The 15190-nt window shown below is 70.2% G+C and carries 14 protein-coding genes and 1 pseudogene; 2 read left to right on the top strand and 13 right to left on the bottom strand.

Annotated features, from left to right (window positions below; genetic code table 11):
- Window positions 1-4 precede the first annotated feature (4 nt).
- From GA0070561_RS07400 to GA0070561_RS07450, 11 genes and pseudogenes are all read right to left on the bottom strand, one after another.
- Window positions 5-340, bottom strand: coding sequence for a rhodanese-like domain-containing protein (locus GA0070561_RS07400; RefSeq protein WP_030487745.1), 336 nt, complete (start codon window positions 338-340; stop codon window positions 5-7).
- 58 nt (window positions 341-398) lie between these two features.
- On the bottom strand, window positions 399-1316 hold the full coding sequence (locus GA0070561_RS07405; RefSeq protein WP_244166080.1) for an LCP family protein: 918 nt from the start codon (window positions 1314-1316) through the stop codon (window positions 399-401).
- Between the two features lie 218 nt (window positions 1317-1534).
- Complete coding sequence (locus GA0070561_RS07410; protein ID WP_244166111.1) at window positions 1535-2566, bottom strand: LCP family protein; 1032 nt, start codon at window positions 2564-2566, stop codon at window positions 1535-1537.
- 399 nt (window positions 2567-2965) lie between these two features.
- The gene (locus tag GA0070561_RS07415; RefSeq protein WP_091396803.1) at window positions 2966-4192 is read right to left on the bottom strand and encodes an LCP family protein; all 1227 of its coding nucleotides are present in this window, start codon (window positions 4190-4192) and stop codon (window positions 2966-2968) included.
- Between the two features lie 76 nt (window positions 4193-4268).
- Window positions 4269-5246 carry an NAD-dependent epimerase/dehydratase family protein gene (locus GA0070561_RS07420; protein ID WP_091396807.1) on the bottom strand — a complete coding sequence of 326 codons (978 nt, stop codon included), beginning with the start codon at window positions 5244-5246 and terminating at the stop codon, window positions 4269-4271.
- A gap of 89 nt (window positions 5247-5335) precedes the next feature.
- A complete protein-coding gene (locus GA0070561_RS07425; protein WP_091396810.1) occupies window positions 5336-7027 on the bottom strand; it encodes a solute symporter family protein in 1692 nt (563 codons plus the stop codon).
- Complete coding sequence (locus tag GA0070561_RS07430) at window positions 7005-7370, bottom strand: DUF485 domain-containing protein (protein WP_088950720.1); 366 nt, start codon at window positions 7368-7370, stop codon at window positions 7005-7007. Before GA0070561_RS07430 ends, GA0070561_RS07425 begins: the two co-directional genes overlap by 23 nt.
- Window positions 7371-7545: 175 nt before the next feature.
- Window positions 7546-8097: pseudogene (locus GA0070561_RS07435) on the bottom strand (flavin reductase family protein); the annotation flags it as partial.
- Window positions 8060-8959, bottom strand: a complete 900-nt coding sequence (locus GA0070561_RS07440; protein WP_091396818.1) for an alpha/beta fold hydrolase — start codon at window positions 8957-8959, stop codon at window positions 8060-8062. The gene GA0070561_RS07440 and the pseudogene GA0070561_RS07435, both read right to left, overlap by 38 nt.
- An 88-nt stretch (window positions 8960-9047) precedes the next feature.
- Entirely contained in the window at window positions 9048-10751 is a 1704-nt protein-coding gene (locus tag GA0070561_RS07445; RefSeq protein ID WP_425255884.1) for an ABC transporter permease, read from the bottom strand.
- Window positions 10736-11500: an ABC transporter ATP-binding protein gene (locus GA0070561_RS07450; protein ID WP_091396824.1), complete on the bottom strand. Its 765-nt coding sequence runs from the start codon at window positions 11498-11500 to the stop codon at window positions 10736-10738. The genes GA0070561_RS07445 and GA0070561_RS07450 overlap by 16 nt, the downstream gene beginning before the upstream one ends.
- Before the next feature lie 157 nt (window positions 11501-11657).
- Between GA0070561_RS07450 and GA0070561_RS07455 the strand changes: the two genes are divergently transcribed.
- On the top strand, window positions 11658-12158 hold the full coding sequence (locus GA0070561_RS07455; protein WP_091396827.1) for a SigE family RNA polymerase sigma factor: 501 nt from the start codon (window positions 11658-11660) through the stop codon (window positions 12156-12158).
- Window positions 12151-13005 carry a hypothetical protein gene (locus GA0070561_RS07460; protein WP_091396831.1) on the top strand — a complete coding sequence of 285 codons (855 nt, stop codon included), beginning with the start codon at window positions 12151-12153 and terminating at the stop codon, window positions 13003-13005. The genes GA0070561_RS07455 and GA0070561_RS07460 overlap by 8 nt, the downstream gene beginning before the upstream one ends.
- 115 nt (window positions 13006-13120) lie before the next feature.
- On the opposite strand, the gene GA0070561_RS07465 is transcribed toward GA0070561_RS07460, so the two are convergent.
- Window positions 13121-14764 (bottom strand): sodium/solute symporter, encoded by a 1644-nt coding sequence (locus GA0070561_RS07465; RefSeq protein WP_091396835.1) that lies wholly within the window; start codon window positions 14762-14764, stop codon window positions 13121-13123.
- Window positions 14765-15178 (bottom strand): DUF485 domain-containing protein, encoded by a 414-nt coding sequence (locus GA0070561_RS07470; protein ID WP_238687560.1) that lies wholly within the window; start codon window positions 15176-15178, stop codon window positions 14765-14767.
- Between the last annotated feature and the right edge of the window lie 12 nt (window positions 15179-15190).

A 15190-nucleotide genomic window follows, 5' to 3' on the forward strand; every position in this document is an offset into this window, starting at 1 on the left:
GGCCTCAGATGACCTGGCCGGGCTGCCCGTTCGCGTCGACCACCGGTCGGCCGACCGCAGCCCACTGGCGCATCCCGCCGTCGGCGTTGCGCACCTGCTCCCAGCCGTTGTTGATCAGGTAGGCGACGACCTGGGCGGAACGCCCGCCGGAACGGCAGACGACCGCCACCTCCCGGTCGGTGGGCACCTCGGCCAGCCGGGCCGGCAGTTCCATCATCGGCAGGTGGTGGGCGGTGGGCGCGTGGCCGGCCGCCCACTCGTCGTCCTCCCGCACATCCAGCAGGTAGGTCTCGTCGGCGATCTCGGTCACGGGCACGGTGGGAACCTGGGGTCCGAACACAGGAAGCAACACTAGATCCTTGTGGCCCGGTTCGGCACCGACCGGGCCGTCGGCACCGTCACAACCGGGTCACCCAGCGCGGGTTGGCCTGCGCCCAGGCCGGCACCCGGGTGCCGCGGAGTGCCTCGAAGAGCCCGTTGCCGCCGTTGTCCAGCACCACGTACGAGACCTCGTCGATGGTCTGCGGCGAGGAGGGCACCTGAACGCCGCGCATCCCGTCGGGCGGCAGCGCGCGCAGCGCGAGGAGCAGGTCCTCCAGGGGTACGCCGTTGGTGTCGACGGTCAACGAGCCGCCGACTGCCCGGAGCACCTGGTCCAGTTTGACGGGGTTGCTCCGCAGGTCCGCCCTGCCGGCGCTGTCCAGCATCGCCCGGAGCAACTGCTGCTGGTGGTGCTGTCGGTCGTAGTCACCGCCGGGCAGGTCGTAACGCTGTCGGACGTAGTCCAGCGCCTGCGCCCCGTCCATCTGCTGGCAGCCGGTGGCGAAGACACGGTTGGTGTGGATCGAGCGGACCTCGGTGTCCACGCACATCTCCACCCCGCCGAGCAGGTCGATGACCTTCCGGAAGCCGGAGAAGTCGATCAGCGCGGCACCGTCGAACCGGATTCCGGTGAGCCGGTGCAGGGTGGTGGAGAGCAGTTGGGCGCCGGCCTGCCCGCCGCCGCCGTGCTCGTACGCGGCGTTGATCTTGTCTTGACCGCCGCCGAAGCCGTTCGCGGGCGGGATGGCGACCAGCAGGTCACGCGGGATGGAGACCAGGTACGCCTCCCGCTGCCCGGCGGGGACGTGCACGATGAGGATGGTGTCCGAACGTTGGTCCGGGCCGCTGTCGCCCGGGCGTCGATCGGAGCCGACCAGGAGATAGTTGAGCGGCCCGTCCAGGTCGGTGCGCTCGGTGCGGGCGTCGGCGTCGAGCAGTTGCTCCTTGGCCACCGTGCGGTCGTAGCGGTGGCTGAGCGTCTTGAGCCCGGCCACGGCGAGCCCCGCCAGCAGGACGAGAGCCAGGCCGATGCCGAGCAGGATCCGCGGCCAACGGGCGCGAGGTGACCGGGCGGACGGGGCCGCTTCGGCCCGGTCCGCTGCGTTCCGTCCCCACCTGGGCGTGACCGCCTCCCCGCAGCCGATACGTGAAACCTGCTCACGTCAGGCTACGGGCGGTGACGGGGCCGTCGCTGGCTTTCCGCGACTCGGCCTCACTTGCGGGTGGAGATCACCTCGGGGTGGGTGAAGACGAACTCGGCGAGTTTGTCCTGCTTGACCGCCTGGAACATCGCCATCGTCTCTTCGCTCAAGCCCTCGGTGTTGTTGTCGTTGGCGTGGAAGGTGCCGTTGTTGGTCTTGAGCATGGTCAGCTCGTTGCCGGTGACCCCGCGCATGGTGAAGATGAAGTCCTCGATCGGCACGCCGCCGGTGTCCAGCACGAACGCCTTGCCCGCCGCCTTGATCAGGTTGTTCATCTTGGCCGGGTTGGACAACATCCCGCCCTCGGTGGCCTTCTTCGCCATCGCCTTGATCAGTTGCTGCTGGTTGGCCTGCCGGTCGTAGTCGCCGTTCTTGAGGGACTTGCGCTGGCGGGAGTAGTCGAGCGCGGCCCAACCCTCCATCTCCTGGCAGCCCTTCTTGTGCACCACCGGGGTCCGCTCTTTGCCGGTCTTCTTGGCGTCCGCGTTCCACATCGGCTTGCCGTCGACGTACGACATGTGCAGCGACTTGACCTCCTGGCTGACACAGATCCGCACCGTGCCCAGGGTGTCGATGACGTTCTTGAAGCCACCGAAGTTGATGATCGCCGCGCCGTCGAAGCTGATCCCGGTGAGTCGCTTGATCGTCTGGGCCATCAGCTGGGCGCCACCCTCCCAGCCGCCACCGTTGGCCGCACCGGCCTGGAACGCGGCGTTGATCTTTCCGGAGCCGCCGCCGTAGCCGCTCTTCTTGAACGCCGGGATCTGCGCCTCGGTGTCCCGGGGGATCGAGATCAGGTACGCCTGGTCGTGCGTGGCCGGAATGTGCAGGATGATGATGCTGTCCGAGCGGACGTCGTCGGCGGCCCAGCGCTCCCGCGCGTCCACACCGAGCAGCAGCATGTCGATCGGGCCGTCCAGGCTCGCACCGCCCTCGGCGTCGGACTTGCCGGCATCACCCAGCAGGTTGCCCTTCGCGATGCCGCCGGTCGCCTGCCCGATCAACGCCTTGCTGCCGACGATGGCCACCCCGCTGCTCAGCATCAGCACGGCACCGAAGACAACTGTCAGCCTGGCCCAGAGCGGGTCCTTGCGCTTGGTCCGCTTCTTCGACCCACCGCCACCCGGGCGGTCGCCGCCACCGCCGCCACCGCCACTTCCGGGCGGACGCGAGCCCGGCCCACCGCCCGAGGGGCGTGCCTGCGCGGGTATGGCCGCAGCGACTCGACCGCTGGGGGCGGCGGACCCGGAGGAAGAAGGGCGACGACTGGCCTGAACCGGCATGCGTGCTCCAGCTCGTGATCAGGAGGGGGCGGCACCACTGTACGTACATCAAATCGACTTGGCGAGTTCATCCCGGGTCAATCCGGACGTCGAATTTGGCAGACTCATTCGATCGTCGCTGCTCGATGACCCGAACGGCTGGTGCCAGTCGGGCCGCGGTCAGCCGCCGTCGTTGCTCTTCGGCGGGTTCGCCTTGACCCAGTCGGCCATCGTGTCCGCGGACATGGCCTGGTACATCGCGAGCGCCTTCTCCCGGTCCGACACCACCACCGACTCGCCGTTGATGGTGTCGCTACCCGAGTTCGGGCTGGTCACAAAGGTGAGGTTCTGGCCGCGCAGGTTACGGAACTGCAGCGCCATGTCTGTAACCGAGAAAGTCTGGTCGACGGTTACGGCCGCGGTCACCGACTTCAGGAAATCGTTGAGCTTCTTCGGGTTCGCCAGCGTGCCGGTGCTGGCCGCCTTGTCCATCAGCGCCCGAAGGAACTCCTGCTGGTGCCGCATCCGGGCGAAGTCCCCGTCCGGGAACTGCTTGCGCTGCCGGATCCAGTCCAGTGCCTCCGCGCCGTCCATGTGGTTGGTGCCCTTGGTGAAGGTCCGGTACGGCTTGTGGATCGAGGTGATGGTGCGCTCCACCTTCAGGTCCACGCCGCCGAGGGCGTCGGTGACCTCCTTGAAACCGCCGAAGTCGATCGCCATCACGTGGTCGATCCGAACGTCGGTGAAGCACTCCACGGTGCGTACCGCCAGCGGCAGCCCACCGAACGCGAACGCTGCGTTGATCTTCGCGCGGGAACCGGAGCCGCAGTCCGCGCCGGCGCTCTCCGGAATCGGCACGTACAGGTCCCGGGGGATGGAGACCAGGTAGGCCTCCTGGTGGTCGGCCGGAATGTGCATGATGATGATCGTGTCGGCGCGCCACTGACTCTTGCTGTCGACCGGCGCGTCCGGGTCCCGTGAGTCGCTGCCGACCAGCAGGATGTTCAGCGCGCCATCGACGGTCTTGGCGGGCCGGCCACCGGTGATCTCCGCGAACGGGTCGGTGCGGGCCAGGTCACTGTTGAGGTTGCGGGCGTACAACCAGGCGCCGACGCTGCCGAGCAGCGCCAGCACCAGCACCGCGGCCCCGGCCACCAGGGCGATCCGACCCCAGCGCGGTCGAGGGCCGCGCCGCCCCGGACCACCGGTGCCACCCGGACCGCCGGGCCCGGTGGGCCCCGCCGGGCCACCGGACCGGGGCTGCTCCTCGTCGTACGACGGGTAGAAGCGCGCCTCGGTCGGACGGGCACGCCCGGACGCGCCCCGATCGGGGCCGGGCACCGACGCGCGCCCGGCGCTGCGGTGCAGGTACGGATGCGGGGCGTCGGCAGACGAGGTCGCGGACATGTAACTCAGGGTACGTAGCGGGAGCCACTGCCGCCTTCAGGCGACACTCAGCGGCAGGCGGTACGCGAAAATCTGGTTACCCTAGCCGCGACCGGAAGTACTCGATCGTGCGTCGCAGGCCATCTTCGGGCGCGACCGACGGCTCGTATCCGAGCAGTTCACGAGCGAGCGTGAGATCCGGTCGACGCATCTCCGGGTCATCCGAGCTGCGGGTGACATAGGTCACCTTCGAGGTGCTGTCGGAGAGCGACACGATCAACTCGGCGAGTTGCCGCATGGTCAGCTCGTGCTCGGTGCCGCAGTTGACCGGGCCCGTCTCGGTCGAGTCGAGCAGCAGCAGGATGCCGCGCACCAGATCCTCGACGAAGCAGATGGACCGGGTCTGGTTGCCCGTGCCGTGCACGGTGATCGGCTCGCCGCGCAGCGCCTGGGAGATGAAGGTGGGGATGGCGCGGCCGTCGTCCGGGCGCATCCGCGGGCCGTACGTGTTGAAGATCCGGACGATCGCCGCGTCGAGCCCGCGGTAGCGGTGGTACGCCATCGTCGCGGCCTCGGAGAAGCGCTTGGCCTCGTCGTAGACGCTGCGGACCCCGATCGGGTTGACGTTGCCCCAGTAGGTCTCCCGCTGCGGGTGCTCCTTCGGGTCTCCGTACGCCTCGGAGGTGGAGGCCATCAGGAACCGGGCGCCGTCGGCGACCGCGCGCTCCAGCAGGTGCAGGGTGCCGACCGAGCCGACCCGGAGGATCTCCACCGGCAACTGGGCGAAGTCGGTGGGGCTGGCCGGAGAGGCCATGTGCAGGATCGCGTCGAACCGCTCGGCCAGCGCCGGGTGATGGGTCGGCAGACCGTCGGAGATGTCCGCTTCGACGAGGGTGAAGGTCGGCCGATCCAGCAGGTGGGCGACGTTCTCCTTGGAGCCGGTCACGAAGTTGTCCAGCGCCACCACCGTGCAGCCTCGGGCGATCAGGGCGTCCACCAGGTGCGACGGGACGAAGCCAGCTCCGCCGGTGACGAGGACGCGGTGATCGGAACCAAAGCGCTCAGCAACCTTCATGCCGCTCAGCCTACCGACCGCCGAATTTGCGGAAGGGGTCCCCTGTTGACGTCGCACGTCAACAGGGGACCCCTCGACAGGTGCCGCGATCAGTGGGCGCCAGAGCCGGTGAGGGCGCGCACCTCCAGCTCCGCGTACTTGTCCTCGTCGTGCTCCTTGGAGATGACAGTGCCGATCCACCCGCAGAGGAAACCGAACGGGATGGAGAGGATGCCCGGGTTGGACAGCGGGAACCACTGCCAGTCGTGGTCCGGGAACATCGAGGTCGCCGCACCGGAGACCACCGGCGAGAAGAACACCAGCAGCACGGCCGAGAGCAGCCCGCCGTAGATCGCCCACACCGCGCCGGAGGTGTTGAACCGCCGCCAGAAGAGGCTGTAGAGGATCGCCGGCAGGTTGCCCGAGGCGGCGACCGCGAAGGCCAGCGCCACCAGGAACGCCACGTTGAGGTTCTGCGCGTAGATCGACAGGGCGATCGACACCGCGCCGATCCCCAGGGCGGAGATCCGGGCGACCCGCACCTCCTGCCGCTCCGACGCCTCACCCTTCTTCAGCACGTTCGCGTAGAAGTCGTGCGCCAGGCTGGACGACGAGGCCAGCGTCAACCCGGCGACCACCGCGAGGATGGTGGCGAAGGCGACCGCCGCGATGATCGCCAGCAGGGCTGCCCCACCCAGTTCACCGCCGAAGAAGTCGATGCCGAGCGCTTCGGCCAACTGCGGCGCGGCGGTGTTGCCGGCCTTGTCCTGTGCCGTGATCGCCTGGCTGCCCACCAGCGCCGCCGCACCGAAGCCGAGGGCCAGGGTGAGCAGGTAGAAGGTGCCGATGATGCCGATCGCCCAGAGCACGCTCTTGCGGGCCGCCTTCGCGGTCGGCACCGTGTAGAAGCGGATCAGGATGTGCGGCAGGCCGGCGGTGCCGAGCACCAGGGCGATGCCCAGGGACAGCAGGTCGACCTTGTTGTAGAAGGTCTGCGTCGAGTTGCCGGCGACCTCGACGCCGTACCGCAACCCGGGTTCGAGGAACGCGCTGCCCTTGCCGGAGGCGGCGGCCGCCTGGCCGAGCAGCTCCGACAGGTTGAAGTTGAACTTCGCCAGCACCAGGATGGTCATCAACAGCGCGCCGCCCATGAGCAGGAACGCCTTGACGATCTGCACGTAGGTGGTGCCCTTCATGCCACCCACGGTCACGTAGATGATCATCAGCGTGCCGACCATGATGATGGTGGCCACCTTCGCGGTGTCCGCGTCCATGCCGAGGAAGGTCGTCCCCGGCCGGATGCCGAGCAGCAGCGCGACCAGCGCGCCGGCGCCGACCATCTGGGCGAGCAGGTAGAAGATCGACACCGTGATGGTGGAGACCGCCGCCGCCGTACGCACCGGACGCTGACGCATCCGGAAGGCCAGCACGTCCGCCATCGTGTACCGGCCCGAGTTCCGCAGCAGCTCCGCGACCAGCAGCAGGGCCACCAGCCAGGCGACCAGGAAGCCGATCGAGTAGAGGAAGCCGTCGTAGCCGTACAGCGCGATGATGCCGGCGATACCGAGGAACGAAGCGGCCGACATGTAGTCGCCGCCGATCGCCATGCCGTTCTGGAAGCCGGAGAAGGACCGGCCGCCAGCGTAGAAGTCGGTCGCCGTCTTGGTCTGCCGGCTGGCCCAGATGGTGATGCCCAGGGTCACCGCCACGAAGACCAGGAAGAGCGTGATGGTCAGGTTGCGGGCGGTGTGATCGCCCGCCTCAGCCGCGAGGAACGTCTCAACCGCGTGAACCGTCTTCACGGGTCACCTCCCCGATCTCGGCGCGGATCCGGTCCGCGATGGGGTCGATCTTCCGGTCCGCGTACCGGGAGTAGAGCCAGGCGATCAGGAACGTGGAGACGAACTGGAGCAGACCGAAGACCAGTGCGACGTTGATGTTGCTGCCGAACAGCTTCGTGCCCATGAAGTCCCGGGCGTACGCGGAGAGAATGACGTAGAGCGCATACCACAGGAAGAACGCGACGGTCATCGGGAAGACGAAGCCGCGCAGCGCACGCCGCAGCCCGGCGAACTCGTCCGACCGTTGTACGGCCAGGTACTTGTCCGACTGGGAAGCAGCCGGAGCGGGTGTGTCCGTGGACATCTGTGGATCACCACCTTCACAGGCGTCAGAGGAGTTTCGCGCACCGTAAAGAGCGCACTCCCCGGCAGGGAAGGCTGAGATCGACGCCGGTCGGCGAGTGCGCCGAGCGGTTGGCTGGCTGCGCCAAGTGACTCAGGTCACTGCGGTGATCGGTCGCCCCTGGCGAGGCGTCCGTTCAGGCCGGCAGCTCGTGGTAACGACCGCGGTAGTGCAGCAGCGGGGTGGCCTCCCCGGCCAGGTCGACCGCCTCGATCGTGGCCTCGATCAGCAGGCCCCAGCCGTACTCCCGGGCGGTGTCCAGCCGGCACCCGGCCCAGCCGCCGGCGTCCGCCGGAACCGGCCCGTACGGCGTCTCGTTCCACACGCCGGTGGCGAAGAGCCCGCCCGGGGCGGGGAAGAGGCCGGCGAACCGGTCGGCGAGTTGCCGGTGCGGCGGACCGAGCGGCGTGACCGCGAACCGACCCGACTCCTCGACCGCCGCCCAGAGGTCGGACTCGGGGTCGATCAGCCCGAGCAGCCGGTCCGGTTCCCCCTCGGCCACCAGGGTGGACGAGACGGTCAGCCCGGCCGGACCGGGCGCCGTCCAGAGGGTCACCGGTGCGGCGAGGCGACCACGCAGCCGGCGTACCGGCGACCGTTGCCCGGTCGGAACCGCGAACGGATCGGTGTGGTGGATCTCGGCACCCGGCTCATGATTCACGTGAAACATTGTGACCCGTCCCGCCCGTCGCCCGAACCCGACCGGCGAAGGAGCGAATCAGGGCGGCGACCTCGTCCGGTCGCGTGTCGAGCACGAAGTGCCCCCCGTCGAGCAGGTGCACGTCCGCCCCCGGCACGTCGGAGCGGTACGCCTCGGGTTCGGTGACCTCGAACGAGGTGTCGTAGCGACCCCAGACGACCAGCAGCGGCGGCTGGGTTCGGCGGAGCCAGTCCTGCCAGGTCGGGTACGAGGCGACGTTGGTCCGGTAGTCGTACTGGAGGTCCACCTGACGTTCGATCTCCCCGGGGCGGCTGAGGAAGGCGTGCTCGTCGACCCACAGGTCGGGGTCGTACCGCTCCGGGTCCGGATCGTTGCCGACGTGCCGGGTCCGGATCGCCGCCAGCGAGAGGATGTTCTCCCGGACCGCCGCCTCGTGGGCGGCCCGGTCCTGCCAGAAGGCCCGGCGGGTGTCCCAGAGCGGGCCCAGCCCGGTGTCGTGGGCCACCGCGTTCTGCACGATGAGGCCGCGCAGGCGACCCGGATCGGCGAGGGCCATCCGGAACCCCACCGGCCCCCCGTAGTCCTGCACGTAGAGCAGGTAGCGCTCCGCGCCGACGGCGGCGGCGAAACCCGCCATCGTGTCGGCGATCCGGTCGAAGGTGTACGGACCCCGTGGATCCGGGGCGGCACTGTGCCCGAAGCCGGGGTAGTCCGGCGCGATCAGCCGGAACTGGTCGGCGAGCCGATCGAACAGCGGCTCGAACATCCGCGACGAGGACGGGAAACCGTGCAGGAGCAGCAGCACCGGCGCGTCCGGTGCGCCGGCCTCCCGGTAGAAGATCGAGAGCCCGTCGACGACGATGCTGCGGTAACGCGTGCGCGAGCCCATGCCGACCGCCCCTTCGCCCCGACTGCTCGCACCATAACGAGGGTCGGGTGCCCCCGACCGGCGTTCGGCCGGACGGGGCGGCCCGCGCTCAGCGCCGGGGGGTGACAGTGGCCAGCAGTTCCGGCTGGCGTCGGTCCAGCACGTCGCCGGCCAGGTACGCGCCCAGCAGCGCCGCGCCCAGCCCGTACGCGGCGCCGACTGGCAGGGCCAGCCAGAGCCACGCGTCACCGAGCAGCGCGGCGGCCACCACCATCGGCACCGCGACCACCACCGAGACGAGCATGGCCAGCAGGGTGAGCAGCCCCTTCGCCAGGCCCGCACCGCTGTTCATGGCGAACGGGTTGCTCGTCTCCGGCAGTGAGTACGCCCCGAGCACCGAGATCAGACTGTTCACCGCCAGCCCGGCGCCGTAGGTGGCGACCAGGCCGCCGATGGTGAGCCCGATCCACTCCGGTCGGCTGAGCAGGAACGACAACACCACCGCGACGACGCCCAACATCGGCAGCACGTACAGCGAGAAGGCCGTCATCCGAGCCCGCAACTCGACCCGGCCGGGGACCCCGGCCACCACGTTCGCCGCGTACGCGCTGCCGTCGAAGCCGAACTGGTTGGCAAGGGTGACGGCGGCGAGCACGCCCACGAGGAGCATGGAGATGGTGACCACCACCGGTGAGCTGTCGCTGGCGGCCGCCGTGAACCCGGCACCGTCCTCGAACGCGAAGTCCCCGCCCGTAACGTTGATCAACACCGGCACGAAGATGCCGACCACCGCGATCGTGATCAGGTTGGCCCGGCGGCGCGCGTCCCGCCACCAGTAACGGGCCTCCCGGGCGACCAGGGCACCGAACCGGTCCCGGCCGGCCCAGGTGGTGACCCGGGGAAACAGTTGGGCGACAGCGCCGCCGGTGACCCCGCGCCGAACCGGGGCCTTGCCGGCGCTCGCCGCACCCACCATCGCCGACTCGATCGACCGGGACCACCAGGCCAGCAGGGCGCCGAGCGCCACCACCGTGATCAACAACTTGACCGGTGCCGCCCACACCCGCCCCTGGGCCACGTCGATGCCGACGGTCCACGGAGCGCCCAACGGCGTCCAACCGATCACGGTCGCCACGCCGGTCAACCGGGTCCAGTCCGCCTCGCGCAGCGCGGCGAGGCCGAAGACCTGCAACGGGCCGAGAAGCGCGGCCGTCACCGCCAGCAGCACGGCCGCCAGGTCGCGGACCCGCCGGGACCGCAACATGGTGGCGAAGGCACTGGTCACCGCCCGGCTGGCGGCCACACAGAGCAGTATCCCGGCGAGCACACCGACGACGGCGACCAACCCCGCCGACCAGCCACCCAACGACCAGGCGGTCAGCACCAGCCCGAACGTCGCGATGAGCACCGCCAGCACCGGCACGCTGATCAGGGCCGCCACGAACAGGCCGGTCACCAACGTGCGCCGGGGCAGCGGCAGCAGCGCGAACCGGGCCGGGTCCAGTGTCTCGTCCACACCGAAGAAGACAAGTGGCAGGAACAGCCAACCCAGCACCAGCAGCCCGCCACCGGCCGCCGCGATCAGCACCGCGTACCGGCCGTTGCCGGTCAGGCCCGGCGCGGCGAAGAGGAAGAACCCGGCGGCGGCGAACCAGAGCCCGAGCAACGCGCCGCCGACGAACAGGGCGATCCGCCAGCCCTGGCCCCGAAAGTTGTTGCCCATCACCCGCAGCTTGAGCCGCACGAAGTGGCGAGCGGAGACAGTGCGTACGGGCGCTGCGGGGGTGGCGTCCACGCTCACTGGGAGAGCCACGACAGCTCCTCGCCGGTCGCGGTGCGCCCGCCGACCACCTCGACGAAGACCTGCTCCAACGAGCGACCGCCGCGGACCTCGTCGATGGTCCCGACCCGCTTGATGGTGCCGCCGGCCAGGATCGCCACGTGCGAGCAGAGCCGCTCGACGACCTCCATGACGTGACTGGAGAAGACCACAGTGCCGCCGCCGGCCGCGTAGCGGGTGAGGATGTCCCGGATCAGCGCTGCGGAGACCGGATCGACCGCCTCGAACGGCTCGTCCAACACCAGCACCCGGGGGCCGTGCAGCAGCGCGCAGGCCAGGCCGATCTTCTTCTTCATGCCCGCCGAGTAGTCCACCACCAGCGTCCGACCGGCGTCGCCGAGCGCCAGCACGTCCAGCAGCTCGGCAGCCCGCTGGTCGACCACCGCCGGATCCATCCCGCGCAGCAACCCGTTGTACGCCAGCAACTCCGCGCCGGTCAGCCGGTCGAACAACCGGACCCCGTCGGGCATCACACCGAGCAGCCGCTTGGCGGTGACCGGGTCCTGCCAGACGTCGTGCCCGAGCACCCAGGCCGAGCCGGCGTCCGGTCGCAACAGCCCGACGGCCATCGACAGGGTGGTCGTCTTGCCGGCGCCGTTCGGGCCGAGCAGGCCGTAGAAGGAGCCGGCGGGGACGTCCAGGTCGACGCCGGCCACCGCGATCGTGCCGTCGAACCGCTTGGCCAGGCCACGCAGTGCGAGCGCGGGGTGCTCAACAGTCATGCGCCGACGTTATCCGTCGATTGCCAGTTCCGCCGTCCGGCGACGGGCGGACCCGCGATCATCCCCGAGGCGGACGAGCCACTCTCCTCGCGGAACCTGATGCAACCGGACACCGTGCTCGCGGGTGACAGAGGCAGGAGCGACACGGGGAGGGACATTGGACAGAGATGACGGCTTCGAGGAGTTCTACCGAGCCAGCAGGCACCGGGTGGTCACCGTGCTGTATGCGCTCGGTGGCGACATCCACGAGGCGCAGGACGCCGCGCAGGAGGCGTACGTGCGGGCCTGGCAGCGTTGGCGGCGCATCAGCGAGTACGACGATCCGGAGGCGTGGGTGCACGTCGTGGGACACCGCCTCCTCCAGAACCGGTGGCGGAAGATTCGGAACGGGATCACCGCCCATCGGCGGAACAGTCCGGTGACCGCTGTCGGACCACCATCGGAGAACACCGTCGCGCTGGTCGCCGCGTTACGCCAGCTGCCGAGGGACCAACGCGAGGCGATCGTTCTGTACCACCTCGCGGATCTCTCGGTCGCGGACATCGCGACGCGGACTGCTGCTCCGGTCGGCACTGTCAAGGCCCGGCTCGCCCGAGGGCGCAGGGCCCTCGCACCTCTGCTCGGCACCACCCTCCCCGAGGAGGTCAGCAATGCCTGATCAGCCCTTCGTCGAACTGTTCCAGGACACCGAGCACCTGAGCTGGGCCCCGACCGAGCAGGTGCGGGAGCGCGGCCGGCGGCGAACCCGTCAGACGAGGATCGCGGCGGCGCTCGCCGGCGTGGTCGCGGTGGCCCTGGTCGCCACCGGGGCGGTGGCGCTGGCCGGCGGCCGGGAGGGGGCGCCGACGCCGGTGCTCCCGGCGACCGGATCACCCACCCCGACACCCACGCCGTCGGCCACCTCGGTCGCGCCTCGGCCGTCGACGACCAGCACCACTCCCGCCGCACCGCCCTCGAGCCCATCACGTACCAGTGGTCGGCCGTCGGCCGGTTCCACCAACCCGGCCATTCCGGCCGCAGCCATGCTGCAGCTCTCGGATCTGCCCGCCGGCTTCACGAGGACAGAGGGCGACATCGACGGCGACTGGAGCCTGGAGTCGGTGTCGATCTACTGCCGCGAAGCACCGTCGTGGACGTCCAACGGCAGGCTCGCCCAGCGAACCGTGTCGTTCGACTCGCCCACCGACAGCATGATCCAACGGGTCGTCCGCTACTCGGCTGGCAATGCTGCCCTTGATATGGACGGGGTCCGCGCACTTTTCACCGGCTGCAAAACCAGCGGGGCAGCCAGCTCGACTTCGGTCCTGGCTGACGGGCTGGGGGCCGGTGACGAGGCTCTGCTGGTGGGCTCGGACATCGAGGGCGTGCGGAGTCGCTGGCTCGTCGTACGGCAGGGCGATCTGGTGGCACAGGTCGCGTTGGACATGGACACCACGCCGAAGGAGGCGCGGCGGTACGCCCGCCCGGTGGCGCAGCGGCTCTGCGCCGGTACTGACACCTGTTGACCTGTTGGCGGCCCCGGGCCCACCTCTGCCATGGCGGAGGTGGGTCAGGGTGAAGGTGGGTCAGGGTGAAGGCGCCTGGCGATGATCATGACTGAGGGCGTCGCGGCGGCGGTGATCACTGCATGCGGAGGGCTTCCGGGGTGTGTAGGCGGAGCATGGTGGCGGCGACGTCGGCCGGGGCCCGCCTGCGGGTCGCCATCGACACGGCGACCATCACGGTGAAGGCCAGCGGCACCGTCCAGGCGGCCGGCTGCGCGATGAGCGTGGCCGGCCAGCCGGACAGCGGTGGGCCGAGCACGGTGACCAGCACCGCGCCGATCGCCGCGCCGCCGCCGGCCACCACGCCAGCGGTGGCGCCCACGTCGGTCAGACCGCGCCACCAGATGCCGAGCACCAGCAGCGGGCAGAAGCTCGACGCGGCGACCGCGAAGGCCAGCCCGACGACCTGCGAGACGTCCAGCCCGGAGACGTGCAGCGCCAGCACCGCTGGCACACCGCCGGCGATGACGGTGGCCAGCCGGAACCCGCGTACCGAACCCCGGCCGAGCACGTCCGTCGAGATCACCCCGGCGACGCTGGTCAGCAGGCCGGACGAGGTGGAGAGGAACGCCGCGAAGGCGCCCGCGGCGACCAGCGCGGCGAGGAGCCGCCCGGCCAGGCCGTCACCCAGGGCCGCTTCGGGTAGCAGCACCACCACCGCGTCGGTCTGGCCGCTGAGCAGCAACTGCGGGGTGTAGATCCGGCCGAGGACCCCGTACAGGGTGGGCAGCAGGTAGAACGCGCCGACCAACGCCAGCACGACCAGGGTGGTCCGGCGGGCCGCCGCGCCGTCCGGGTTGGTGTAGAAGCGCACCAGCACGTGCGGCAGCCCCATGGTGCCCAGGAAGGTGGCCAGGATCAGCGAGTACGTGGCGAACAGGCCCCGGTCGTCGTCACCGGCCGCGCTGGGCAGCAACCAGTCGTTGGCATCGGTGGCCACCCCGGAGACGTCCGGCACCGGATCACCGGCGGCGAAGGTCAACTCGTCGCCGGGGCGTACCTCCCGGATGTCACCGTCGGGCAGTGTGAGGGTCGCGCGGTGCTCGACCACGACGGTGGTCGCGGCCCGGAACGTCGGCCCGTCGGGCGGGGTCACCGCCGGGCGGCCGTCGGCCTGCCACTGCAGGGCCAGGAAGATCACCGGTACGGCGAGAGCGGTCAGCTTCAGCCAGTACTGGAACGCCTGCACGAAGGTGATCGCGCGCATGCCGCCCAGCGCCACGTTCGCGGTGACCACGGCCGCCACCAGCAGGGCTCCGAGGGGGTACGGGGAGCCGGCCACCGTGGCCAGGGTCAGCCCGGCACCCTGGAGTTGCGGCACCAGGTACAGCCAACCGATGAAGATCACGAAGGCGGTGGCCAGGATGCGGAGTCGACGCGACCCCAGCCGCAACTCGCAGAAGTCGGGCAGTGTGAACGCACCGGAGCGGCGCAGCGGCGCGGCCACGAAGAGCAGCAGGGCCAGGTAGCCGGCGGCGAACCCGACCGGGTACCAGAGCACGTCCACGCCGTACTTGAGGACCAGCCCCGCGATGCCGAGGAAGCTCGCCGCCGACAGGTACTCCCCGCCGATGGCCGCAGCGTTCCAGGTCGGGCTGATCGCCCTGGACGCCACCAGGAAGTCGGACGTGGTCCGGGCCAACCGCAGCCCGTAGAAGCCGATCCCGACGGTGACCAGGGTGACCGCGACGATGGCCGGGACCACGAAGTCGTTGCCCACTCAGCGCTCCGGCCGTTGCACCAGGTCGGTGAAGTCCTGCTCGTTGCGCTCGGCCAGCCGCACGTACGCCCAGCCCACGCCGATCAGGAACGGGAAGGAGGCCACCCCGAGCAGCAGCCACGGCAGGTTGACGCCGGCGACTGTGGTCCGGCCGAGCGAGGGCGCGATCGCGAACAGCCAGGGCAGCCCGCCCAACCCGATGGCCACCACCAGGGACAGCCGCAACGCCAGCGCGAGTTGGGCCCGGACCAGGCCGCGGACCAGCGCCTCGCCGACCTGGGTCTGCTGGGCCAGCTCGGCGCGGGTCCGCTCGGCGCGGGTGTCCTGCCTGGTGATCTCGGCCAGCACGATCCGGGACCGCCGGGGCGGCGGTACCGCACCGCTCGACCCCACGTCGGGGAGTTGCTTGGCCACCCCGGCAGTCTC

The organism is Micromonospora saelicesensis (assembly GCF_900091575.1).
In the GTDB taxonomy this organism is placed as follows: Bacteria; Actinomycetota; Actinomycetes; order Mycobacteriales; family Micromonosporaceae; genus Micromonospora; species Micromonospora saelicesensis.

Coding starts and splice junctions, on each gene's coding strand:
- GA0070561_RS07450 (WP_091396824.1), bottom strand. CDS start 11,500: ATGACTGTTGAGCACCCCGCGCTCGCACTGCGTGGCCTGGCCAAGCGG.
- GA0070561_RS07460 (WP_091396831.1), top strand. CDS start 12,151: ATGCCTGATCAGCCCTTCGTCGAACTGTTCCAGGACACCGAGCACCTG.
- GA0070561_RS07420 (WP_091396807.1), bottom strand. CDS start 5,246: ATGAAGGTTGCTGAGCGCTTTGGTTCCGATCACCGCGTCCTCGTCACC.
- GA0070561_RS07440 (WP_091396818.1), bottom strand. CDS start 8,959: ATGGGCTCGCGCACGCGTTACCGCAGCATCGTCGTCGACGGGCTCTCG.
- GA0070561_RS07430 (WP_088950720.1), bottom strand. CDS start 7,370: ATGTCCACGGACACACCCGCTCCGGCTGCTTCCCAGTCGGACAAGTAC.
- GA0070561_RS07410 (WP_244166111.1), bottom strand. CDS start 2,566: ATGCTGAGCAGCGGGGTGGCCATCGTCGGCAGCAAGGCGTTGATCGGG.
- GA0070561_RS07415 (WP_091396803.1), bottom strand. CDS start 4,192: ATGTCCGCGACCTCGTCTGCCGACGCCCCGCATCCGTACCTGCACCGC.